Source organism: Mesorhizobium loti, from assembly GCF_003148495.1.
Lineage (GTDB): Bacteria > Pseudomonadota > Alphaproteobacteria > Rhizobiales > Rhizobiaceae > Mesorhizobium > Mesorhizobium loti.
Genome location: NZ_QGGH01000003.1, coordinates 556,499 through 576,568 on the forward strand (window position 1 = coordinate 556,499; position 20,070 = coordinate 576,568).

A 20,070-nucleotide genomic window follows, 5' to 3' on the forward strand; every position below is an offset into this window, starting at 1 on the left:
GAGGATGCTATCGTCATTCCACGAAGACGACGCTTGCGCAATGCCGTTGTTTGGCCAAGGTTTCCCGAGAAATCTGGCAGGAGTCGGCGAATTGTGCGCCGGAGCCTTTCTAAATCGATTGGAATTGAACAAAACGGTGCGTTGACATGCGCCCGGACTTTTCCGAAAAGGGGCGCAGAGAGATGCTGATGTGGTTCTTGAGGGGTTTTCGGATGAGTTCCGCCGGCAGGCAGCGCATGCGCTCTGCCTTTGCCATGCCGCTCCTGAGCCTTGCCGTGGGCTTGGCGGCGATGGCCATGGCCTCGCCGGCGCGTGCCGATTTCCGCGTCTGCAACGCCACGCAGAACTTGGTCGGCGTCGGCATCGGCTATCGCGCCAAGGCCGGCTGGATCACCGAGGGCTGGTGGCACATCGAGGGATCGAGCTGCAAGACGCTGATCGAAGGGCCGCTGTCATCAAGGTTTTACTATCTTTATGCAGAAGACGCCGAGCGCGGTGGACGCTGGGACGGCCCGATCAACATGTGCGTGGCTGAAAAAGAGTTCAAGATCGCCGGCGTAACCGACTGCGTCGCCCGGGGCTTCCAGCGCGCCGGATTCCAGGAATATGACACGGGCGAACAGGCAAGCTGGATGGTCCAGCTGACCGATGAGTCCACAACGGGAGGCGCTCCAGCCGCCCCGGGAACAAACAGTCAATGAGACGTAGCCGCAAGGTCAAGATCCTAGCCACCATCGGTCCGGCGTCCTCGTCGGAGGAGATGCTGAAGAAGCTGTTCGAAGCGGGCGCCGATGTGTTCCGCATCAATATGAGCCATACCGATCACGAACTGATGCGCACGCTGGTCGCGCGCATCCGCGCTGTCGAGGAGGCGGTCGGCCGGCCGATCGGCATCCTGGCCGATCTGCAAGGACCAAAACTGCGCGTCGGCAAGTTTGCCAATGGCAAGGAAGTGCTGACGCAAGGCCAGACCTTCACGCTCGACGACAGTCCCGAGCCCGGCACCTCGACCAGGGTCTATCTGCCGCATCCGGAAATCCTGAGCTCGGTCGAAGCCGGCCATCGCCTGCTGATCGACGACGGCAAGCTCGAGCTGAAGGCGGTGAAGAGCGACGGCAAGTCTATCGTCTGCACCGTCGTCGCCGGCACCACGATTTCCGACAAGAAGGGCGTCAGCCTGCCCGACACCGACCTGCCGGTCGGCGCGCTGACCGAGAAGGACCGCAAGGACCTCGATGCCGTGCTGGCGACAGGCGTCGACTGGGTCGCGCTGTCTTTCGTGCAGCGGCCGGAGGATCTGGCGGAAGCGCGCAAGATCGCGCGCGGCCGGGCGCTGATCATGGCCAAGATCGAAAAGCCGCAGGCTGTCGCCCGGCTGGCCGAGATCATCGAACTGTCCGACGCGCTGATGGTCGCCCGTGGCGATCTCGGTGTCGAGATGCCGCTCGAGGCGGTGCCCGGCATCCAGAAGCAGATCACGCGCGCCGCACGCCGCGCCGGCAAGCCGGTGGTGGTTGCAACGCAGATGCTGGAATCGATGATCACGGCACCGGTGCCGACCCGCGCCGAGGTGTCCGATGTTTCGATCGCCGTCTTCGAAGGCGCCGATGCCATCATGCTGTCGGCGGAATCAGCGGCCGGTGCCTATCCAGTAGAAGCCGTGGCGATGATGAACCGTATCGCCACCAAGGTCGAAACCGATCCGACCTATGCCGGTATCATCAATGCCCAGCGCTCCGAGCCGGAAGCGACCGGCGCCGACGCCATTTCGCTGGCCGCGCGCGAGATCGCCGAAACGCTGAAGCTGTCGGCGATCATCACCTACACGGCGTCCGGCACCACAGGCCTGCGCGCCGCCCGTGAGCGGCCGCAGGTGCCGATCATCGCGCTGTCGCCGATCCTCAACACGGCGCGACGGCTGTCGCTTTTGTGGGGCACGCATTGCGTCGTCTCACCGGATGCAAGCGATCTTGACGATATGGTCAACCGCGCCTGCCGCATCGCCTTCGACGAAGGCTTCGGCAAGCCGGGCGACCGCGTCATCATCACCGCCGGCGTGCCGCTGAGGACGCCGGGTTCGACCAACATGCTGCGCATCGCCTATATCGGGTCGGACACGCAGGGCAACCGGTAAACCCGCTCATTTCCTGACGGAAGCGTGTCGCGCGGCAAGGACAATGATCCCAGCCTTTGTCTCGACACGGGGTTGCCGTGTTCGCCCCTACAAAACAGGATGAAGCGGCGTTAACAGTGGCTCTGCACCCGCCTGCATTTCCCATCGCTTGAAAGTATACTGAATGTCATTTCTCGTCTCGCGCCGGTCACTTCTGACCGGGCTCTCGCTTATTGGGGTTTCCACGATCTCGGCATGTGCCCAATTTCCCAAGCAGTCGCTCAGTGTCGCCAGTCCGCTGATTCCAGCGCCGCTTGAGCCGACACCGGAAAAGGCGCCGATTGAGGTTGCAGGGCCTGAAGCTGCCCGTGCGTCTCCCGACTATGCGAACATGTATGCCGCGGTCGAAGACGGCGGCCGGGCGCTGCCGGCGATTCCCTTCGCCAAGGTCGATGAACGGTTTCTGCGACAGATCGTCGTCGACGACCCGACGGGAGAAAAGCCAGGCACGCTCGTCGTCAACACGACCGACAAATACCTTTACTGGGTCCTCAAGGATGGCAAGGCCATGCGCTATGGCGTCGGGCTGGGGCGCCAGGGCTATTCCTGGAAGGGTCGTGCGATCGTTCAGTGGAAACGCAAATGGCCGACCTGGACGCCTCCGTCGACAATGATCAGCCGGGATCCAAAGCTGGAGAAATGGCGTCAGGGCATGCCGCCGGGCATCAGCAATCCGCTGGGGTCGCGCGCGCTCTACATCTTCAAGGACGGCGTCGACACACTCTATCGAATACACGGATCGCCGGACTGGAAGTCCATCGGCAAATCCGCGTCGTCCGGTTGCGTGCGCATGTTCAACCAGGATGTCATGGACCTTTACGATCGCGTTCCCAGCAAAACACCATTGCTGGTCATCTAGAGTATGGCGCTGCGTGCCTGCGCTTAGCTTGCTGCCCCAGCCGTTAGAGGACGTGCTTCAGGTCGGCGCGAGCTCCGCCTGCGGCACCTTGATGTCGGCGCATCTGTCCGTGCCATAAGCGTCGCCGGCGATGCGCGCCTCCACGGTCTTTGCCAGTGCCTGCAGGTCGATGTCCTTGCCGGCGACCTTCTCGATGGCGCCGACGACGAGGTCGGGCGCGATCCAGTCCGGCTTGTGGCCGAGATTGTGCACCCAGACGAGTTCGGCGCCGGCAATGTCGCGCACCAGGCCGACCGAGTGGATATGCGCGTAGACCACCTTGTCGCGATCGCCCGAAATCACCACGGTAGGCGCCTCGATCTCGGCGTAGTGGGGTGCGGCGCCAAGGGCATAGCGATAGAGCCCGGCGACGTCGGTGGCGTTGGCGCGAAAGGCCGACGGTCGCAGCACCAGCGGGATCGAAGCCTCGCCGGCATAGTTGTTCGGCACCTTGTTTGGCGAGAAGACGCAGGTGGTGGCGTCTGCCATCTGCAGCGTTCCTGCCGGGTAGGTCAGCGTTTCGGAAAACAACCAGCCGACCACCGGCATGGTGGTCAGATTGTAGTACCAGGACGTTGCGCCGCCCGGCCAGGGGTGGGTGGCGGGCGAGACAAAGACCAGCCCGAGTGTCTTGTCTGGATGCTCGCGGCCAAACGCCGTGGTCACCGCTCCGCCGAAGGAATGGCCGACGATGACAGCCTTCTTCATGCCGAGACGGTCCATCAGCGCGGCAATGGTGTTGGCCTGCGCCGACGGATCCTCGTTGTTGCCGGGGCCGCGCCCCGACCAGCCGTGGCCTGGCCGATCGAAGAACAGCATTTCGGCGCGCCGATCCAACAGCGGGCGCAGCGGTAGCATCTGGTCCCTGAGATTGGCGCTGGCGCCGTGGATGAAGACGATCGGCGGCAACTCGGCATTGGCGGGTGCCGGAACATGGACGTAGTGGATGCGGGCGCCGTTGATGTCGGCGAATTCGCCGATCGGCGGATTGCGGCGCTCGATCAGCCATGAGCCGACGCGGGTGACGCCAGCCAGGCTGAACACAAGCGCCATCAGGAAGGCGAGGACGGCGTAGATCAGGTTCATGGGGAGAGATACGGGGGTGGAGAGGGATAAGTTGTGGGTAGGCAGTAGGGCAGTAGGGCAGTAGGGCAGTAGGGCAGTAGGGCAGTAGGGCAGTAGGGCAGTAGGGTGTGTGTTCCGCAGTGCAATCTACCCCTACTGCCTTACTGCCCTATTCCCTTACTCCCTTGGGGCATCAAATGCCCTCGCCGGCAAGCTCTTCCGAAATCGTGCCGACCTGGTCCTGGGCGCTGCGCATCATCGGATAGATGGCCAGCACCTTCTGCCAGGCTTCGAGTGCAGATTGCTTGTGGCCGGTCAGCGCCATGATCTGCGCCAGACCGGACAGCGCACCGAAATGGCGCGGCTCGAGTTGCAGCGCATGGTCGATGTCGGACATCGACTTGCCGTAGTTCTTCATCATGAAATGCACCGTGGCGCGCCGGTTCCAGCCTTCGGCATAGGTCGGCTGCAAGGTCACCACCTGGTCAAGGAAATCGAGCGCAACGTCGAACTTCTGGCCTTCGACGGCCTTTTGCGACCATTGCATCATCAGGTCGATCGAGGCGCTGCCGGATTGCGACCACTCATTCCAGATGTTGCCGGCAATGCGCTCGGCCGCCTTTTCGTTGCGCTCGCGTTTCAGGTCGCTGAACAACTGGTCGAGCCGGGCCTGCTTCGTCGTTGCCACCGGCGGCGCGTCCTGGGTGGCCGGCGGCGCGACGGCATCATCCGCCCATGCCGGGCCATAAATGGCGCCGGAAACGAGCAGGGATGTCAAAAATGCAAAAAAAATCCGCATCACCGGACTCTAGTCCCGGGCGGCGGAACATCAAAGTGATTTTAGCGTGAGAAGGCCGGCAAACAAACATCAAATGGGCGGAGGCAACAACAGCCTCCAGCCCGAAAACTCAGCCCTGGCGCGCCTTGTAACGCGGGGCAGTCTTGTTGATGATGTAGACGCGGCCCTTGCGGCGAACCAGCTGGTTGTCGCGGTGACGCGCCTTCAGCGCCTTGAGCGAATTCTTGATCTTCATGGTCTTGCCTGTCGGTGTGGACCCGCTTCGGGTCGAAATCTTAAGGCACGCCAGAGACGCGCCTTTGAACTGTGGGTGGCTCATAAACGAGGAGCCTTGTCCGTGTCAACCGCAAGCGTGCTCCGTCTCTCCATATCATCAAATATCCGCCATCTCCACCTGGCGGCATTGCGCGGCCGTGGGCCGGCTGGGATGATGCGGCTGCCGCGAAGTGATTTGGAGACGACCATGCGCCGAATGTTCCTGTCCGCCTGCCTTCTCCTGCTGGCGGGAGCCTCGGTTGCCCATGCGCAGGAATGCGACCGCAGCGACGACGGCCAGCAGATGATGAACATCTGCGCGGGCGAGGATTACCAGGCGGCCGACGCCAGGCTCAACACGGCCTACCAGGACCTCATCAACTCGGATGACGCCGACAGCAAGAGATTGCTGCAGGTGGCGCAACGCGCCTGGATCACTTTCCGCGATGCCGAGTGCGCGCATTCCACCGCCGCCAGCGAGGGTGGCTCCATCCATCCGATGGAGGTTTCACAGTGCCTGACCAGATTGACCAACGATCGCATCAAGCAGCTCGCCGCCGCGGCCAATTGCGAGGAAGGCGATGCGAGTTGCGCCAGTCCCGGCGAGGACGAGAGCGACGACTTCCAATAAGCGGGTTTATTGGGTCAGGCGCGACGGCTGATCCGGGTGAAATGACCCATCTTGCGGCCGGGACGCGCCTCGGCCTTGCCGTAGAGATGCAGCATCAGATCGGGCTCGGCGAGAAGCTCCGGGACACGCAGCACATCGTCGCCGATGAGGTTCTCCATCATGCAGTCGGAATGGCGGTCTGGGCTGCCCAGCGGTAGGCCGGCGACAGCGCGGATGTGCTGCTCGAACTGCGAAACGATGCAGGCTGCCTCCGTCCAATGGCCGGAATTGTGGACACGCGGCGCGATCTCGTTGGCCAGCAGCGAGCCGTCGGCCAGCACGAAGAACTCGACGCCGATGACACCGACATAGTTCAGCGCCGACAGGATCTTCGATGCGGCCGTTCGTGCTGCTTCCGCCGTCTCGGGCATAATGGCGGCCGGCAAGGTCGATGTGTGGAGAATGCCGTTGCGGTGGACATTCTCGGCCGGATCGTAGGCGACGACCGCGCCGTCCAGCCCACGCGCCGCGATCACCGATATCTCGCGCTCGAACGGCACGAAGGACTCCAGGATCAGCGGCACATTGCCCATCGCCTCGCAGGTGCCGGCAAAGCCGCCGGTTTCCATGTTGCGGAAGACGCGCTGGCCTTTGCCGTCATAGCCCATGCTGCGCGTCTTCAGGATGCCGCTGCCGTCGAACGCCTTCAGCGCCGCCGTCAACTCATCATCATTGTCGACGGCGTGGAAATCCGCGGTGGCAATGCCGATGCCATTGAGAAATGCTTTTTCGCCCACCCGATCTTGCGCCACTTCCAGCGCGCGCGCCGGCGGATAGACCGGAACCTTGGCGGCCAACGCGCTGGCCGCCGCGACCGGCACGTTTTCGAACTCGTAGGTGACGACGGAACTCGACGCTGCCAGTTCGGCAAGGGCTGCCGGGTCGTCATAGGCGGCTATTATCTGCCGGTTGGCGACCTGCGCGGCGGGGCAGTCCGCTTGCGGCTCCAGCACCACGGTGCGGTAGCCGAGGCGGGCGGCGGCAACAGCCAGCATGCGGCCGAGCTGGCCGCCGCCAATGATGCCGATGGTCGATCCGGCGGGCAGGCTCACGGCGTATCCGTCGGTTCGGTGGCGACCTTGGCGGTCTGCGCGGCGCGCCAGGCATCCAGGCGGACGGCAAGCTTGTCATCGTTCAGCGCCAGCACGGCCGCGGCCAGAAGGGCTGCGTTGGTGGCCCCGGCCTTGCCGATGGCCAGCGTTCCCACGGGAATCCCGGCCGGCATCTGGACGATGGACAGCAGCGAATCCTGCCCGGAAAGCGCCTTCGATTCCACCGGCACGCCGAACACCGGCAGCGGCGTCATTGCCGCCGTCATGCCGGGCAGATGCGCCGCACCGCCGGCGCCGGCGATGATCACCTTGTAGCCGGCCGCCTTGGCGCCCTTGGCGAAATCATAGAGCCGGTCCGGCGTGCGATGCGCGGAGATGATCAGCCGCTTGTGCGGGATGCCCAGTGCTTCCAGCGTTTCGGCGGCATGACGCATCGTCGCCCAGTCGGACTGGCTGCCCATGATGATGGCGACGTCCGCGCGTTGATCGTCCAAGTCTGTGTTCCCCGGCGACAAAGGCGCGCCTTAGCGGAATTCGCGCGAAGCCGCAAGGATAGGCGGCCGCCGCAGCTGTTTGTTGAGACGCAAACCAGCCTATACCGCCGCCTTGCGGAAGCGAGCGACGAAGTCGTCGAGTTCTGGCCGCTCCATGTCGGAGATCGCCCAGTAGGAGAAGGCGCCGTCGCTCCAGTGCACCAGCGAAAAGCCGCCCGACGAGAGATCGGCCGGCTCAATGGTGCTGCCGCCCTGCTGCGGCTCGGCGACCAGCGTGATCAGGTGCTCGCGGTGGCGGTAGACCAGCGCAGGCACCGGCCGGTCTGATATCACCTCGACCCGACCGCCGATGAGTGTGTAGCCGTCCTGTGCGAGGTCGGGCGCTGGCGGCGACACGCCGATCCGGGCGTCGAGCCATGGCTTGACCGTGTGGCGGTCGGACGAGACGATGTCGATCGGGCTGGCGGCAAGCAGGCTGCGGCGATGTCCGCTGGCGACTCCAGCTGCGAAACTATCGGACGCGTTGTCGACCATCACCCATTGCGTCGCCCCGCTGGCCAGCACCGCACTGACCACGATCGACGCAGCCAGAGCGCGCCAGTCGAACGAGCCGAAGCGGCGCGCCCTTGGCAGCGCCCGCGTCTGCGACGGACGTGTCTCGGCGTTTCGTCTCTGGCCGCCCCCGACCGGTGCACCCGCGATCAGTCCCGGTTGCGGCGGCGGTGTACCCCGCAGCGGCCCGGCCGCTTCGTCCTGCGTCGGTACGTCTTGCACCGGACGTGCCGTGGCTGTCGCACCAAGTGCGGCGATGCGCGCCCGAAAGGCGTCGCTGACATCGGGGCGCGGCAAACGGCCGAGTGCGCCCCGCAAGGCAATGATGCGGGCATGTTCGGCGGCAAGCTGCGGGTCGGCGGCGATGCGCCGCTCGACCGCGAGTGCGGCTGCCGCGTCGAGTTCGCCATCGACGAGGGCATGGATCATCAGCCTGATGCCCTCGGGATCGTTGGGCAGTCCGTCGTCATGCATGGTCATGGCGCTCTCCCCAGTGCAGATACAAGCAGGCCGCGAGCCCGCGCCAGCCGTGACATCACGGTGCCCATCGGTACCCCCAGCATGGCCGCTATCTCGCGGTAGCTGAGGCCGTTGATGTCGCGCAGCACCAGCGTCTCGCGGAATGGCGGCGGCAGTGCTGCGATTGCCGCCTCAAGGGCTGCCGTATCGGCCCTGGCGATCAGGCTCGCTTCCGGGCCATCCTCGTCGGGCAGGCTGGTGCCGTGTGCCGCCGCCATCTCGTCGAGATCGCCGAGGTCACCGACTGCGAGGATGCCGCGCGACCGGTTGCGCGACATCCAGGTGTAGGCGGTGTTGCGCACGATGGTCAGCAGCCAGGCGCGGGCATTGCCGCCGGCATAGCCTGATATGCCGGCATGCGCTTTCACGCAGGCTTCCTGCACCACATCCTCGGCGTCGGCGGCGTTGCCGGTCAACCAGCGGGCGAGCGCAAGCGCATCACCGAGATGGGGCAGCACCACCTCGCCGAAGCGCTCGGCCAAGGCCTTCTCGCTCAACACCACAGCATGATCCGGCACTCCGGGCAGGATTTGCCGCGCCCGCTCAGGGAGCGACGGTGATTTTGCCCTGCATATGCGGGTGAAGCCCGCAGAAATAGGCAAAGTCGCCTGCTTTGGTGAAGGTGAATTCATAAGTGTCACCGGTGTCAAGCGCCTTGGAGCGGAAGGAGGAATCGCTGGCGACGACCAGATGCGGAATATCGTCGTCGTTTCTGAAGGTCACCGTGGTGCCGGGCTTGACCGTCAGCACCGGCGGCGTGAAGGCAAAATTCTCGATTTTGACCATCGGCGCATCGGCCGCGCGCAGCGGCTGGCAGTTCGCCGTGGTCAAGGTGAAGGCGGCGAGGATCGCGGCCATGTGCCGGGCCGGAAGGCGTATGCAAAGCATGTTGATTTCCTTTGCTGTTCCGGCTCAAGCCAGCGTCGAGTCGATGATGGCGAGATCCTGCCCGCCTTGCTTCACGGTGACGCTGCTGGTGCCGAGCAGGCCGCGCAGCTGTCCGGCCGGCACTGTCATCGGCCCGGGCGAGGCGGCGGTGCCTGGCGCCGGCTGCGGGAAGGCGGTCGAGCGCGCGGTGTGGAAGGTGACGTTGCCTTCCACTTTCTGCATGATCTGGTGGATGTGGCCGTTGAGCACGGTGACCGAGCCGAAGCGCTTGAGCAGGCCGAGCGCCTGTGCCGCGTCGTCGGTGCCCCAGCCCCATTCGGGATAGACGGCCCATAGTGGGATGTGAGCGAAGACGACGATCGGCGTCGAGGCGCTGACCGCTTTCAGATCATCCGCCAGCCACGCCAGCTGCTCAGGCCCGAGATTGCCGAGCCCACCCGCCTTGAGGTTGACGACATTGACCAGCGCCACGAAATGCACGCCGTTCTGGTCGAACGAATACCAGCCGGCACCCCTGGTGCCCTTGCCGTAGCGGTCGAGATAGGCCTTGCCATTGCCGTCGTCGATCAGATCGTGCTCGCCCGGCACGTAGTGCACGTCGAAGCCGGCGCCGCCGATGATCTCAGCCGCATTGTCGAATTGTGCGGGCTTGGACAGATGGGTGATGTCGCCGGTATGGATCATGAAAGCCGGCTTTTGCGGCAGCGCCTGGATCTTGCCCATCGCTTCCTTCAGCGTGTCGATGGCATGCGGGTTGGCCGCCTTGTCGAAGCCGATGTGGCTGTCGGATATCTGCAGGAAGGTGAAGCCCGTGGCCATGGCTTCGGCAGCTTGTGCGGCGCCGAGCAGGTTGAGCGACACCGGTATGCCGCCTGAAATCGTCCACAGCACGCCGGTGCCGGCCCAGATCATGCATTCCAGCGCATGGCGGCGGCTGATGTGCCCGTTCTCGTCGTCGTGATGATGGGTCATGTCGGTCTCCTCAACGCCAGGAGTGGCGTATGCTGAGGAGACCCGGGACGGCGGCGGTTTATTCCCGGCTGGTGCGAGTCCAGCCGTTCACGGTCGCGTGATCGCGCGTGCCGATTGCGACCGGCGCATTTCAGGCAGTGGCCTGCTGGCGTTTCAAACCGGCCAGCGCAAGGCGCCGGACGAATCCTTGTTAGGCATCTTCATGGCATTGGCGGGCCGCTCGGCCGCGGTCAGTATGGCGCGCAGGCGTTCGGCGACAATCTCGGCCTCGCCGGGATGAAGATTGCAGGGGTCGAGGAAGAAATGGCCGCGCTCCACTTCGTGGTTGCGTACGATGATCGGCGGCGAGCCGGCGGCCAGCGCCGAGGTGAGACCGGCCGCGGTGAACCGGCTTTCGGGGAGTACAAAAATCTGCAACCGATCGAGAGGGTTGGCGGTCGGGTCGGGAATGATCTGCGCAATGATGCCCGGCAGCCCCTGCACCGTGTCCTTCCACAAATTGAGTGCTGCCTCTTCGCGGCGGCGGATGCCGGCATGGTCGCGTTTTTCCCAGGCTTCCAGTGCGGCCATGGTGCCGGCGATGCTTTCCTTGCCGACCTTCATGGCGCGCGCGACGCCGCGGTTCTGCAGATAGGCGGCTCGAACCAGATCCTTGCGCCCGGTGACGATGCCGCTGGTCGGCCCACTCAGGAATTTGTGGCCGCTGTAAATGACAATGTCGGCGCCGCGCGCGAGGAAGCCGCGCAGGTCATATTCGGAAGCCGCATCGACAATCACCGGAACGCCCCTGGCGTGGCAGATCTCGCAGAATTCCTCCAGCGACAGCATGCCATACTGCACGGTGTGGTGGGCGACGACATAGAGGCCCGCCGCCGTGCGGTCACGGATTGCGTCGCGGACGTGATAGTCCTGCGTCACGCTGACCGTGCCGGCCGGCACGACCTTGGCACCCGCCAGCCGGACCGACTGGTCGATAGGCGCGCCGTAGTTGACGATGTGGCCGAGCTGGACGATCACCTCCGATTTTAGGCCTTCTGTGTCGTCCGGCAGGCGTTCGATGGCAAGCAGGTTGGTTCCTGTCATCGCCCCGGCGATCGCCATGGTGATGCCGCTGGCGCAGCAAGCAGTGATGAAACCGGCCTCGCCGCCGGTGAGGCGCGCGACGATCGTGCTTGCGGCACGCTGCAGATCGTCCATCTCCACCCATTGCGAGGCCATTTCCGCCATGGCGCTGATCGCTTCCGGGACGATGATCGACGCGCCGAGCGCCGTCATCGTGCCGGAGACGTTGATGATCGGGCGAAGGCCGAGCCGTTCGCGAATCGTGGTGTTGGAGCCGTCGGCGGAATAGGTTTTCATTTCTGCGGTTCCCATTTTCTCGAGAGGTCAGGAGGCGATCTCGACGACCGCCTCGATTTCAACGGTGATATTTCCAGGCAAGGAGCCGACGCCGATCGCCGAGCGGGCATGGCCGCCGATACTGTCGAACACGTCGGCGAACAGATCGGAACAGCCATTGACCACTTTCGGGTGGTCGCTGAAGGTCGGTATCGCGTTGACGAAGCCGAGCAGCTTGACGATGCGCACGATGCGACCAAGGTCGCCAGTGGCCGCGTGCATGACGGCGAGCAGATTGAGGCCGGTGAGGCGGGCATGGCCATAGGCCTGCTCGACGGTGACATCGTCTCCCACCTTGCCGGTGAACAGCGTGCCGTCTGTCCGCAGCGGTCCCTGGCCGGACAGGAAGATCAGCCGGCCGCTTTCGGCATGGGTGACGAAATTGGCGATCGGGGTCGGCGGCTCGGGCAGCGTCAGGCCCAACGCGGCGAGCCGGATATAAGGCGTCATGAAAGAAGGCTCCTTGCGACAGCTTTTGCTGTCTCGTTCTAGAAATGCGAGGCGCGGAAGCGTGCCAGGAAGGTGCGCAGGCGCTCGTTGTCGGTGTCCGCCGCCAGGATTTCGCTAGGTGGACCCGCCGCGCTGACGCCGCCATCGGCCATGAAGATGATGCGGCTCGAGGCATCACGGGCAAAGGCCATTTCGTGCGTGACCATCACCATCGTCATGCCGTCCTCGGCCAGGCTGCGCACAACCTCGAGCACCTCGCCGACCAGTTCCGGGTCGAGCGCGGAGGTTATCTCGTCGAGAAGCAGGATCTTCGGCCCCATGGCCACGGCACGGGCAATGCCGACACGCTGCTGCTGGCCGCCGGACAGTTCGGCGGGCAGGCTGTCGGCCTTGTGGGCGAGGCCGACCCGACCGAGCCAGTGGTCGGCGATGGTGCGGGCCTCCGCACGGCTCTTGCCGCGCACCTTGGTGAGGCCGAGCATGATGTTGCCGGCGGCCGTCAGGTGCGGAAAGAGGTTGAAGCTCTGGAACACCATGCCGGTCTCGGCGCGCATCGCGGCGAGGTCGCGTTCGCCGCGGCGCTGGCGGGCGCCTGTTTCGCGAAAGCCGACCTCCTTGCCGTCGATGCGGATCGAACCGCTGTCATAGCTTTCGAGGAAGTTGACGCAGCGCAATAGCGTGGTCTTGCCACTGCCCGATGGGCCGATGACCGTCACCACTTCGCCGCGCGCCACCCGCAGGCTGACCGAACGCAAGACCTGGACGGTTCCAAAGGATTTGGAAACATCGGTGACATCGAGAAGGGCCGGGATGTTGGTCGAGCTGGTGGACATCTTGCTATTCCCGGATGAAGGAGAAACGCCGCTCGAGCCGCCGGCTGGCCAGCGAAAGCGCGTAGTTGACCGCGAAGTAGATGAGCGCGCCGAGAACATAGAGCGGCATGGCTTCGTAGGTGCGGCCGATGACCTGGTTGATGGCCTGCATCAGGTCGGTGATGCCGAGCAGCGACACCAGCGCGCTGCCCTTGACCGCGTCGGTGACGCCGTTGATCCAGGGCGGCAGGAAGCGCCTGAACGCCTGTGGGAAGATGACGTAGGCGAGCCGCTGGCGAAAGGTCAGTCCGATCGCCATGGCCGCCTCGGATTGCCCTCTCGGAATGGAGCCGACCGCACCCCTGAGATATTCGACCACCTGCGCCGTCTTGAACAGGGTCAGCGCCAGCACCGCTGCCCAGAAGGATGGCAGATGAAGCCCGACCGCAGGCAGGCCGTAGTAGACAAAGAAGATGAGCACCAGGATCGGGATGCCGCGAATGGTGTCGCTGAAGATGCGCACGGCCCATTGCAACGGTATGGGGCCATAGACGAGGCCGACACCCATGATCACGCCAGCGATCAGTGAAAACACCACGACCAGCAGGGACACCCACAGTGTCAGGGCAAAGCCCTGGGCGAGGAAAGGCAAGGCATAGGCGATCTGGGTGAGCATGTCAGCGCGCCGCCCTGAACCGGCGCTCGACAAGGCGAAGCGCGAAAAGCAGGATGTAGCCGGTCACCAGATACATCGCGGTGACCACGAGATAGACCTCGACGATGCGGAAGGTGTTGAAGTTGATCCACTGGGCGCCATAGGTCAGCTCCGGCACCGAGATGACCGACGCGATGGACGTGTCCTTGAACAGCGATATGAAGGTGTTGGACAGCGCCGGCAGCGTGATGCGCAGCATGGTCGGCAGGCGCACGTTGAGCAGCCTTTGCCACGGCGTCAGGCCGATTGCCTTGCCGGCATCCAGCTGTCCGCGCGGAACGGCTTCGAGCCCGGAGCGGAACACCTCGACCAGATAGGCGCCGCTGTAGAGCGACAGCGTCACGACAAACGAGGTCGGCGCGCTGTAGGCGATATCGACCACCGTCGGCAGGCCGTAGAAGACGAGATAGACGAGCAGGATCAGCGGCACGTTGCGGATGAATTCGACATAGGCGGCGATGATGGTGCGCACGATGCGTCCGGCAGACACGTACCAGACCGCCAGAACCAGGCCGATGACGATGCCGATGGCGATCGATATGACGGCAAGCTCGAGACTGAGCAGCAGGCCGCCCCAAAGCTTGTCGAAGTGCCGCCAGATCAGGTTGAAATTAAGGGCATAGCCCATGCGTCCGCCTTAAAGGCTTGTTGATATTCAGGTGATGCCGGCCTGCAAACGCCGGCTTTCTGCGCTTCCGGTGCTCACGTACTTTAAGTACGCTCCGCTCCGGTTCTCGAAAACCACCGTTTTCGACTCGGCCTGGCCTGAATCTCAACAAGCCTTGGTGCCGAGGGTTGTCGGAGGTGGAAGGGCGCTGGATACGCCCTTCCGCCCGATGCAGGTCAGATGGCCGGGAAGCCGGGATGGCGCGCCGGCGGCTCCTGTCCGAAATAGTCCTTGAAGGCGGCATCGTAGAGTGCGTTTTCGTGACCGAACATGGCGATGGTGAAGGTCGCGTTGACGAAGGTCAGCCAGTCGAGGTCGCCTTGCCGCAGGGCTGCGCCATAAAGCATGCTCAGCCAGCTCTTGCCGGCGTCGAAATATTTGTCCGGATTGCGCGAGGCGAGCCAGCGCACCGTGGACAGATCGACGGCAGCGGCGTCAACGCGTTTCGATTCCAGCGCCTGCAGCACGTTGGCCTGGGTATCGATCTGCATGACCTGGCACTGGGGCAGGACCGAATGCACCTGCGCTTCGGCATCGACATTCTGCAGGATGGAGACGCGTGTTGCCGCGCCGCCGGCAAGCAGCTTGTCGAAGGTCTTGTTCTCGGCGGTCGGAAGGCTCAGCAGGGCGATGCCCTCGACGTAGTAAGGCCGGGAAAAATTGACCAGCTGCGAGCGTTGGGCGCTCATCGTCATGAACTGGATGGTGATGTCGACCTTGTTGGTGGTCACGTTGGGAATGCGCTGAGCCGGATCCTGCATGACGAATTCGACCTTGGTCGGATCGTCGAAAAGGCCCTTGGCGAGAATGCGCCCCATGGTGATGTCCATGCCGACGAGTTCGCCGGCATCATTCTCGAAGTGCCAGGGTGCGTTGGTGCTGCCGGTGCCGACGATCAGCTTGCCGCGATCGAGCACGGTGCGCAGCAAGCTGTCGGGTGCCGCCTGGGCAGCGGCCTTCTGGGCATCGACGGTTGCCAGCACGCCAGCCGTGGCCAGCCCTGCCATTCCCAATTTCAGAAAATCACGTCTTCCGGATGTGTCGTTCACGGCGACCTCCTTTCGTGTTGTGTTCCCCTTGTGCACAGGCAAGACACGCGTTGGTAATTTTGTCTCTTACAAGAGACGAGTGTACCCTGTACAAGACAGATATTAACACTAGGAATCGACAATGCAAGATGGCAATGCCTCGGCAGTTTCGGCCGGCGAGAAGATCTCGGGCTCCCGTGAAAAGGGGCTCAACCGGGTGCTCGAGATTCTGGAGTTTCTTCACACGACCCAGCGGGCGATCGGCATTGGCGACCTTGCCAAAGGCGTGAATGCGCCCCGCTCGACGACCTACACGCTGGTGCGGTCGCTGGTCGATGCGGGACTGCTGGAAATGGAAAGCGACGGCAATCGCGTCTATTTCGGCAAGAAGCTCTATCTCTATGGAATGGATTATGTGCGGGGCAACGACCTCTTGAGGCGGGGGCGCCAGGAGGTCGACAATCTGTCGCGCGAGACCGGCGAGACCTCCGAACTGTGCATGCTGCAAAGCGGGCGCTATACGATCGTCCACGCGAGTCCCGGCACCAGGCCGTTCCGCATCAGTTCCGCCACCGGCTTGCAGATACCGCTGCCCTGGACGGCCTCGGGGCGGCTGCTTCTGGCGGGACTGGAGAAGGCTGAGATCGAAGACATGGTGTCGGACGACGATCTCGTGCTGCCCGACGGGCGCAAACTGCGGCTCGACGATTTCGTCGCCGATATCGCAAAAGCGCGGATCACCGGCTATTGCGTCACTTCGGGCCTTGTCGATGCCTATACGAAGTGCCTTGCCGCGCCGGTGTTTTCAGCGCCGGGCAAGGTCGAAGCGACGATGTGCCTGGTGGTTCCCATCGATACGTCCGAGGAGCGGACCGGCGAACTCATCGGCCTGCTGCGCAACCGCGCCGCGAAGCTTTCGACCGTGGCCTAGGCGCGCCAGCCAGCCAATGCTGGTTCAGGCAATGATGTCGGGAATGATCTTGTCTTCGAGCGCCATCAGCCGGTCCTTGAGGAACAGCTTTTTCTTCTTCATGCGCTGGATCTGCAGTGGATCGCAGGCCATGGCGATCATCGCGTTGATGGCCGCATCGAAATCCGCGTGCTCCTGCTTCAGCCGGGAATATTCGAGGCGGATATCAGCCTGTTCCTGATCGGACATTATCTACCGTCTGCACGTCTGCGGCGCCCAAAAATGGGCCTGATTGGGCGGGGCCGGCGTGATTTTGCAACCGGCGCGCAGCCCATATCACATTTCACATTGTCGTGGAATGCTACCACGGATCATTCGACATCGTTGCCGGAAGGTGGCACACTGTCACCGTGCCGTCACAGAAAGCGAACCTGCGGTGGACGCGCCGTGACGGTTGCAATCGAGGAAACCATGAAAGGGAGAACCAATCATGTCTCTTGCATCCCATCTTGATGAGTTGCAGCGGAAACACGGCGACATCGAACGTGAAATCGATGACGCGATGAACCATCCATCGGTCGACGACCTCGAAATCGTGAATCTCAAGCGACGCAAGCTGGCACTCAAGGATGCGATTGAAAAACTAAGAGGGAAACCGACCACGCATTGATGCCCTGCTGACCTAGCCGCTTACGATCCGCGGCCTTTTTTCCCGGCGGTTCCCGCCGCCGGCATGGTGGGTTTTGATTTCCAGTACTGGGCTATCGGTCGAGTCTGGACTGCCATCCGTTCAATTTCCACTTCGGCCGTCGCCAGCTTTCGCCAGATTATCGATTGTTTCTGGCCCATGGCGGCGGACCGATTCCGGCCAGTGGCGACCTGTCGCCATTGACAAGCCATCTTTGCTCCTCCACCTCATGCCCGGACTTTAGCGCATCGGCCCGGAGCGCATTTTGTGCGTCCAGTTGGACGCATGGCGCTCCAGAGACAAAAGGCTGCCGGCATGACCGGATATTTTTCCTCTCCTTTTCCCCGCCGCACCTCGGTCGGCGTCGACGTCGGCGGCGTGGTCGTCGGTGGCGGCGCGCCCGTTGTCGTGCAGTCGATGACCAACACCGACACGGCCGATGTCGACCAGACGGTTGCGCAAGTCGCAGCACTCCACCGGGCCGGCTCGGAGATCGTGCGCATCACCGTCGATCGCGACGAGAGTGCTGCTGCTGTGCCGCGCATTCACGAGCGGCTTCAGCGGCTTGGCATCAACGTGCCGCTGGTCGGAGATTTCCACTATATCGGCCACAAGCTATTGGCCGATCATCCGGCCTGTGCCGAGGCGCTGGCCAAATATCGCATCAACCCCGGCAATGTCGGCTTCAAGGACAAGAAGGACCGGCAGTTCGCCGCGATTGTCGAGATGGCGATCAAACACGACAAGCCGGTGCGCATCGGGGTCAACTGGGGCTCGCTCGACCAGGAGCTTTTGACTCGGTTGATGGACGACAACCAGGACAAGGGTTTTCCGCTGACCGCGCAAGAGGTGACGCGCGAGGCGATCGTGCAGTCGGCGATCCTTTCGGCCGAGATGGCGGAAGAGATCGGCCTTGGCCGCGAGAAAATCATCCTGTCGGCCAAGGTCAGCGGCGTGCAGGACCTGATCGCCGTCTATACCGAGCTCGCCACCCGCTCCAACCACGCGCTGCATCTCGGCCTCACCGAGGCCGGCATGGGCTCGAAAGGCATCGTCGCTTCGTCGGCCGCGATGGGCATCCTGCTGCAGCAAGGCATCGGCGACACCATTCGCATCTCGCTGACGCCGGAGCCGAACGGCGACCGAACGCGTGAGGTGCAGGTGTCGCAGGAGTTGCTGCAGACCATGGGGTTCAGGCAGTTCGTGCCGATCGTCGCCGCTTGCCCGGGCTGCGGCCGCACGACCTCGACCGTGTTCCAGGAACTTGCCCAGAACATCCAGGCGGATCTGCGCAAGAACATGCCGGTGTGGCGCGAAAAATATCCAGGCGTCGAGAACCTCAAGGTCGCCGTGATGGGTTGCATCGTCAACGGTCCGGGCGAGTCCAAGCATGCCGACATCGGCATTTCGCTGCCCGGCACCGGCGAGACACCGACCGCGCCTGTCTTCGTCGACGGCAAGAAGGCGGCGACCCTGCGCGGGCCATCGATCGCGGCGGATTTCGAGAAAATGGTCGCCGACTATATCGAGCAACGGTTTGGTCGCGGCAAGGCCGCGGCGGAGTAGGTGCGATGCAGCGTTTCCTCAGGGCGACGCTCGTTTTACTTTGCGCCCTGGTCTGCTCGACAGCTGTTCAAGCGGATCCGCCGCAATCCGCCAAGCAGCGGCTGATCGACAGGGTCTGCACCCTGATCCAGGCGCATGCCGATCAGAACGGCCTGCCCAGGGATTTCTTCGCCCGGCTGATCTGGAAGGAGAGCCGTTTCGATCCCAACGCCGTCAGTCCGGTCGGCGCCGAAGGCATCGCCCAGTTCATGCCGGGCACCGCCAAGATGCGGGGGCTCGCCAATTCCTTCGACATCGACCAGGCGATCCCGGCCTCGGCTAGATATCTCGCCGAAATGAAAACCGGCTATGGCAATCTCGGCCTGGCGGCGGCCGCCTACAATGCCGGTGAGAGCCGGGTGTCGCGCTGGCTCAGCTCCGGCGGCTTCCTGCCGATGGAAACCGAAAGCTATGTCTTCGACATCATGGGCGAGCCGGCCGACAAGTTCACCGACCGGGCCTATGCCGGAAAGATCGAGCCACTCGATGCAAAGACGGATTTTGCCATCGCATGCCGCAGGCTGCCGGTGATCATGTCGCGGACCGTGGCGATGGCCTCGATCAACATAAAGCCGTGGGGCATCCAGGTGGCTGGCAATTTCCGCCGCAGTGCCGCGATCAACCAGTGGCTGCGGGTAAGGAGCCGGTTCCCGGCCCTGCTCAACGGGCACGATCCGGTGGTCAGCCGGGTGCGCACGCCAATCGGCCGGCGCGGCATCTACGCAGTCAGGATCGGTGTCGACCACCGCGCCGATGCCAACGTCATCTGCCAGAAATTGCAAAGTGTCGGCGGGGCATGCGTGGTGGTGCGCAACCGGTAATTTGACCCCTGCCGGCACGATGTCTTGTCTGAGAGAGGGGCTGTAGGTGAAAGCCAGGATCATTTTGCTCAACGGCGTCGGCAGTGCCGGCAAGAGCTCGATCGCCAAGGCGTTGCAGACAATCACCGCCGCGCCCTTCTTGCATGTCGAGATGGACACTTTCATCGCGATGCTGCCCGACGCCTTGCAGGACCATATGGATGGTTTTTCCTATCAAACCATCCAACGGGACGGCAAGCCTTCGGTCGTGATCGGTACCGGACCGGTTGGGGCGCGAACCCTGCGCGGCATGCGCCACGCCATCGCGGCGATGGCCGGGCAAGGCAACAACCTCATCGTCGATGACGTGCTTTGCAATGGCGAACTGCCGGACTATCTCGAACTGCTATCGGCCTTCGATCTCCATGTCGTTGGTGTCCGGGCGCCGCTGGAAGTGCTGGAAGCGCGTGAGGCCCTGCGGGGCGACCGAATGCCAGGGCTGGCGCGCTGGCAATATGAACGCGTGCACAAGGGCATAGATTACGACCTCGAAGTCGACTCCGGCGTCCTTACGCCACTCGATTGCGCCCGTCGCATCCAGCAAAGATTTCAGCTATAGCGGCGGCCATCTTCACCAGGGGCGACAGCCCTGCCTTTGAC

26 protein-coding genes are annotated in these 20,070 nt (G+C 63.5%); 9 read left to right on the forward strand and 17 right to left on the reverse strand.

Annotated elements, in window-relative coordinates; genetic code table 11:
• Positions 1 to 109: 109 nt before the first annotated feature.
• Positions 110 to 298, reverse strand: a complete 189-nt coding sequence (locus tag C8D77_RS37630; RefSeq protein ID WP_170136741.1) for a hypothetical protein — start codon at positions 296 to 298, stop codon at positions 110 to 112.
• Here C8D77_RS37630 and C8D77_RS16210 point away from each other — a divergent pair.
• The 3 genes from C8D77_RS16210 to C8D77_RS16220 all read left to right on the forward strand — a co-directional run bounded on the left by C8D77_RS16210 (position 255) and on the right by C8D77_RS16220 (position 3,032).
• Positions 255 to 701: a DUF1036 domain-containing protein gene (locus C8D77_RS16210; RefSeq protein ID WP_425453737.1), complete on the forward strand. Its 447-nt coding sequence runs from the start codon at positions 255 to 257 to the stop codon at positions 699 to 701. The two genes, C8D77_RS37630 and C8D77_RS16210, sit on opposite strands and share 44 nt — an antisense overlap.
• On the forward strand, positions 698 to 2,134 hold the full coding sequence (pyk, locus tag C8D77_RS16215; protein ID WP_109664909.1) for a pyruvate kinase: 1,437 nt from the start codon (positions 698 to 700) through the stop codon (positions 2,132 to 2,134). The genes C8D77_RS16210 and pyk overlap by 4 nt, the downstream gene beginning before the upstream one ends.
• A 163-nt stretch (positions 2,135 to 2,297) precedes the next feature.
• Positions 2,298 to 3,032, forward strand: a complete 735-nt coding sequence (locus tag C8D77_RS16220; protein ID WP_109664912.1) for a L,D-transpeptidase — start codon at positions 2,298 to 2,300, stop codon at positions 3,030 to 3,032.
• 57 nt (positions 3,033 to 3,089) lie between these two features.
• Here C8D77_RS16220 and C8D77_RS16225 read toward each other — a convergent pair whose 3' ends face one another.
• The 3 genes from C8D77_RS16225 to ykgO all read right to left on the reverse strand — a co-directional run bounded on the left by C8D77_RS16225 (position 3,090) and on the right by ykgO (position 5,170).
• Positions 3,090 to 4,157 carry an alpha/beta fold hydrolase gene (locus C8D77_RS16225; protein WP_109664916.1) on the reverse strand — a complete coding sequence of 356 codons (1,068 nt, stop codon included), beginning with the start codon at positions 4,155 to 4,157 and terminating at the stop codon, positions 3,090 to 3,092.
• A 172-nt stretch (positions 4,158 to 4,329) separates the two neighbouring features.
• The gene (locus C8D77_RS16230; protein WP_109664919.1) at positions 4,330 to 4,935 is read right to left on the reverse strand and encodes a tetratricopeptide repeat protein; all 606 of its coding nucleotides are present in this window, start codon (positions 4,933 to 4,935) and stop codon (positions 4,330 to 4,332) included.
• A 109-nt stretch (positions 4,936 to 5,044) separates the two neighbouring features.
• On the reverse strand, positions 5,045 to 5,170 hold the full coding sequence (ykgO, locus tag C8D77_RS16235) for a type B 50S ribosomal protein L36 (RefSeq protein WP_006327841.1): 126 nt from the start codon (positions 5,168 to 5,170) through the stop codon (positions 5,045 to 5,047).
• A gap of 228 nt (positions 5,171 to 5,398) precedes the next feature.
• On the opposite strand from ykgO, the gene C8D77_RS16240 reads away from it, so the two are divergent.
• Positions 5,399 to 5,821 (forward strand): lysozyme inhibitor LprI family protein, encoded by a 423-nt coding sequence (locus tag C8D77_RS16240; RefSeq protein WP_109665461.1) that lies wholly within the window; start codon positions 5,399 to 5,401, stop codon positions 5,819 to 5,821.
• A gap of 14 nt (positions 5,822 to 5,835) precedes the next feature.
• On the opposite strand, the gene C8D77_RS16245 is transcribed toward C8D77_RS16240, so the two are convergent.
• The 12 genes from C8D77_RS16245 to C8D77_RS16300 all read right to left on the reverse strand — a co-directional run bounded on the left by C8D77_RS16245 (position 5,836) and on the right by C8D77_RS16300 (position 15,428).
• Complete coding sequence (locus C8D77_RS16245; protein ID WP_109664922.1) at positions 5,836 to 6,912, reverse strand: 5-(carboxyamino)imidazole ribonucleotide synthase; 1,077 nt, start codon at positions 6,910 to 6,912, stop codon at positions 5,836 to 5,838.
• Entirely contained in the window at positions 6,909 to 7,406 is a 498-nt protein-coding gene (gene purE, locus C8D77_RS16250; RefSeq protein WP_109664925.1) for a 5-(carboxyamino)imidazole ribonucleotide mutase, read from the reverse strand. Before purE ends, C8D77_RS16245 begins: the two co-directional genes overlap by 4 nt.
• 99 nt (positions 7,407 to 7,505) lie before the next feature.
• Positions 7,506 to 8,438: an anti-sigma factor family protein gene (locus C8D77_RS16255; protein WP_109664929.1), complete on the reverse strand. Its 933-nt coding sequence runs from the start codon at positions 8,436 to 8,438 to the stop codon at positions 7,506 to 7,508.
• The gene (locus tag C8D77_RS16260) at positions 8,435 to 8,974 is read right to left on the reverse strand and encodes a sigma-70 family RNA polymerase sigma factor (RefSeq protein ID WP_109664932.1); all 540 of its coding nucleotides are present in this window, start codon (positions 8,972 to 8,974) and stop codon (positions 8,435 to 8,437) included. Before C8D77_RS16260 ends, C8D77_RS16255 begins: the two co-directional genes overlap by 4 nt.
• A 46-nt stretch (positions 8,975 to 9,020) precedes the next feature.
• Positions 9,021 to 9,335: a cupredoxin domain-containing protein gene (locus tag C8D77_RS16265; protein WP_109664935.1), complete on the reverse strand. Its 315-nt coding sequence runs from the start codon at positions 9,333 to 9,335 to the stop codon at positions 9,021 to 9,023.
• A 54-nt stretch (positions 9,336 to 9,389) separates the two neighbouring features.
• Positions 9,390 to 10,337 carry a metallophosphoesterase family protein gene (locus C8D77_RS16270; protein ID WP_109664939.1) on the reverse strand — a complete coding sequence of 316 codons (948 nt, stop codon included), beginning with the start codon at positions 10,335 to 10,337 and terminating at the stop codon, positions 9,390 to 9,392.
• Positions 10,338 to 10,490: 153 nt separating this feature from the next.
• The gene (locus C8D77_RS16275) at positions 10,491 to 11,696 is read right to left on the reverse strand and encodes an aminotransferase class V-fold PLP-dependent enzyme (protein WP_109665466.1); all 1,206 of its coding nucleotides are present in this window, start codon (positions 11,694 to 11,696) and stop codon (positions 10,491 to 10,493) included.
• 27 nt (positions 11,697 to 11,723) lie between these two features.
• Positions 11,724 to 12,185 carry a RidA family protein gene (locus tag C8D77_RS16280; RefSeq protein ID WP_109664942.1) on the reverse strand — a complete coding sequence of 154 codons (462 nt, stop codon included), beginning with the start codon at positions 12,183 to 12,185 and terminating at the stop codon, positions 11,724 to 11,726.
• A 38-nt stretch (positions 12,186 to 12,223) separates the two neighbouring features.
• Positions 12,224 to 13,018, reverse strand: coding sequence for an amino acid ABC transporter ATP-binding protein (locus C8D77_RS16285; RefSeq protein WP_109664945.1), 795 nt, complete (start codon positions 13,016 to 13,018; stop codon positions 12,224 to 12,226).
• Between the two features lie 4 nt (positions 13,019 to 13,022).
• The gene (locus C8D77_RS16290) at positions 13,023 to 13,673 is read right to left on the reverse strand and encodes an amino acid ABC transporter permease (RefSeq protein ID WP_109664948.1); all 651 of its coding nucleotides are present in this window, start codon (positions 13,671 to 13,673) and stop codon (positions 13,023 to 13,025) included.
• A gap of 1 nt (position 13,674) precedes the next feature.
• Positions 13,675 to 14,340, reverse strand: coding sequence for an amino acid ABC transporter permease (locus tag C8D77_RS16295; protein ID WP_109664951.1), 666 nt, complete (start codon positions 14,338 to 14,340; stop codon positions 13,675 to 13,677).
• A gap of 215 nt (positions 14,341 to 14,555) precedes the next feature.
• Positions 14,556 to 15,428, reverse strand: a complete 873-nt coding sequence (locus C8D77_RS16300; protein WP_109665470.1) for a transporter substrate-binding protein — start codon at positions 15,426 to 15,428, stop codon at positions 14,556 to 14,558.
• A gap of 121 nt (positions 15,429 to 15,549) precedes the next feature.
• On the opposite strand from C8D77_RS16300, the gene C8D77_RS16305 reads away from it, so the two are divergent.
• Positions 15,550 to 16,338 (forward strand): IclR family transcriptional regulator, encoded by a 789-nt coding sequence (locus tag C8D77_RS16305; RefSeq protein WP_109664954.1) that lies wholly within the window; start codon positions 15,550 to 15,552, stop codon positions 16,336 to 16,338.
• A 24-nt stretch (positions 16,339 to 16,362) separates the two neighbouring features.
• Here C8D77_RS16305 and C8D77_RS16310 read toward each other — a convergent pair whose 3' ends face one another.
• The gene (locus C8D77_RS16310; RefSeq protein ID WP_023757446.1) at positions 16,363 to 16,566 is read right to left on the reverse strand and encodes a YdcH family protein; all 204 of its coding nucleotides are present in this window, start codon (positions 16,564 to 16,566) and stop codon (positions 16,363 to 16,365) included.
• Positions 16,567 to 16,807: 241 nt separating this feature from the next.
• On the opposite strand from C8D77_RS16310, the gene C8D77_RS16315 reads away from it, so the two are divergent.
• The 4 genes from C8D77_RS16315 (at position 16,808) to C8D77_RS16330 (ending at position 20,029) form a co-directional block, all read left to right on the forward strand.
• Positions 16,808 to 16,987, forward strand: coding sequence for a YdcH family protein (locus C8D77_RS16315; protein ID WP_056586668.1), 180 nt, complete (start codon positions 16,808 to 16,810; stop codon positions 16,985 to 16,987).
• A 333-nt stretch (positions 16,988 to 17,320) separates the two neighbouring features.
• Positions 17,321 to 18,571, forward strand: a complete 1,251-nt coding sequence (ispG, locus tag C8D77_RS16320; RefSeq protein ID WP_056586899.1) for a flavodoxin-dependent (E)-4-hydroxy-3-methylbut-2-enyl-diphosphate synthase — start codon at positions 17,321 to 17,323, stop codon at positions 18,569 to 18,571.
• A gap of 5 nt (positions 18,572 to 18,576) precedes the next feature.
• Positions 18,577 to 19,431, forward strand: a complete 855-nt coding sequence (locus C8D77_RS16325; protein ID WP_109664957.1) for a lytic transglycosylase domain-containing protein — start codon at positions 18,577 to 18,579, stop codon at positions 19,429 to 19,431.
• A 46-nt stretch (positions 19,432 to 19,477) separates the two neighbouring features.
• Positions 19,478 to 20,029 (forward strand): chloramphenicol phosphotransferase CPT family protein, encoded by a 552-nt coding sequence (locus tag C8D77_RS16330; protein WP_109664961.1) that lies wholly within the window; start codon positions 19,478 to 19,480, stop codon positions 20,027 to 20,029.
• Positions 20,030 to 20,070 lie beyond the last annotated feature (41 nt).

Bases quoted from the DNA above. Each gene is read 5' to 3' on its own strand.
- C8D77_RS16210 (WP_425453737.1), top strand. From the start codon at position 255: ATGCCGCTCCTGAGCCTTGCCGTGGGCTTGGCGGCGATGGCCATGGCC.
- C8D77_RS37630 (WP_170136741.1), bottom strand. From the start codon at position 298: ATGGCCATCGCCGCCAAGCCCACGGCAAGGCTCAGGAGCGGCATGGCA.
- pyk (WP_109664909.1), top strand. From the start codon at position 698: ATGAGACGTAGCCGCAAGGTCAAGATCCTAGCCACCATCGGTCCGGCG.
- C8D77_RS16220 (WP_109664912.1), top strand. From the start codon at position 2,298: ATGTCATTTCTCGTCTCGCGCCGGTCACTTCTGACCGGGCTCTCGCTT.
- C8D77_RS16225 (WP_109664916.1), bottom strand. From the start codon at position 4,157: ATGAACCTGATCTACGCCGTCCTCGCCTTCCTGATGGCGCTTGTGTTC.
- C8D77_RS16230 (WP_109664919.1), bottom strand. From the start codon at position 4,935: ATGCGGATTTTTTTTGCATTTTTGACATCCCTGCTCGTTTCCGGCGCC.
- ykgO (WP_006327841.1), bottom strand. From the start codon at position 5,170: ATGAAGATCAAGAATTCGCTCAAGGCGCTGAAGGCGCGTCACCGCGAC.
- C8D77_RS16240 (WP_109665461.1), top strand. From the start codon at position 5,399: ATGCGCCGAATGTTCCTGTCCGCCTGCCTTCTCCTGCTGGCGGGAGCC.
- C8D77_RS16255 (WP_109664929.1), bottom strand. From the start codon at position 8,438: ATGACCATGCATGACGACGGACTGCCCAACGATCCCGAGGGCATCAGG.
- C8D77_RS16265 (WP_109664935.1), bottom strand. From the start codon at position 9,335: ATGGCCGCGATCCTCGCCGCCTTCACCTTGACCACGGCGAACTGCCAG.
- C8D77_RS16270 (WP_109664939.1), bottom strand. From the start codon at position 10,337: ATGACCCATCATCACGACGACGAGAACGGGCACATCAGCCGCCGCCAT.
- C8D77_RS16275 (WP_109665466.1), bottom strand. From the start codon at position 11,696: ATGAAAACCTATTCCGCCGACGGCTCCAACACCACGATTCGCGAACGG.
- C8D77_RS16280 (WP_109664942.1), bottom strand. From the start codon at position 12,185: ATGACGCCTTATATCCGGCTCGCCGCGTTGGGCCTGACGCTGCCCGAG.
- C8D77_RS16285 (WP_109664945.1), bottom strand. From the start codon at position 13,018: ATGTCCACCAGCTCGACCAACATCCCGGCCCTTCTCGATGTCACCGAT.
- C8D77_RS16290 (WP_109664948.1), bottom strand. From the start codon at position 13,673: ATGCTCACCCAGATCGCCTATGCCTTGCCTTTCCTCGCCCAGGGCTTT.
- C8D77_RS16295 (WP_109664951.1), bottom strand. From the start codon at position 14,340: ATGGGCTATGCCCTTAATTTCAACCTGATCTGGCGGCACTTCGACAAG.
- C8D77_RS16305 (WP_109664954.1), top strand. From the start codon at position 15,550: ATGCAAGATGGCAATGCCTCGGCAGTTTCGGCCGGCGAGAAGATCTCG.
- C8D77_RS16310 (WP_023757446.1), bottom strand. From the start codon at position 16,566: ATGTCCGATCAGGAACAGGCTGATATCCGCCTCGAATATTCCCGGCTG.
- C8D77_RS16315 (WP_056586668.1), top strand. From the start codon at position 16,808: ATGTCTCTTGCATCCCATCTTGATGAGTTGCAGCGGAAACACGGCGAC.
- ispG (WP_056586899.1), top strand. From the start codon at position 17,321: ATGACCGGATATTTTTCCTCTCCTTTTCCCCGCCGCACCTCGGTCGGC.
- C8D77_RS16325 (WP_109664957.1), top strand. From the start codon at position 18,577: ATGCAGCGTTTCCTCAGGGCGACGCTCGTTTTACTTTGCGCCCTGGTC.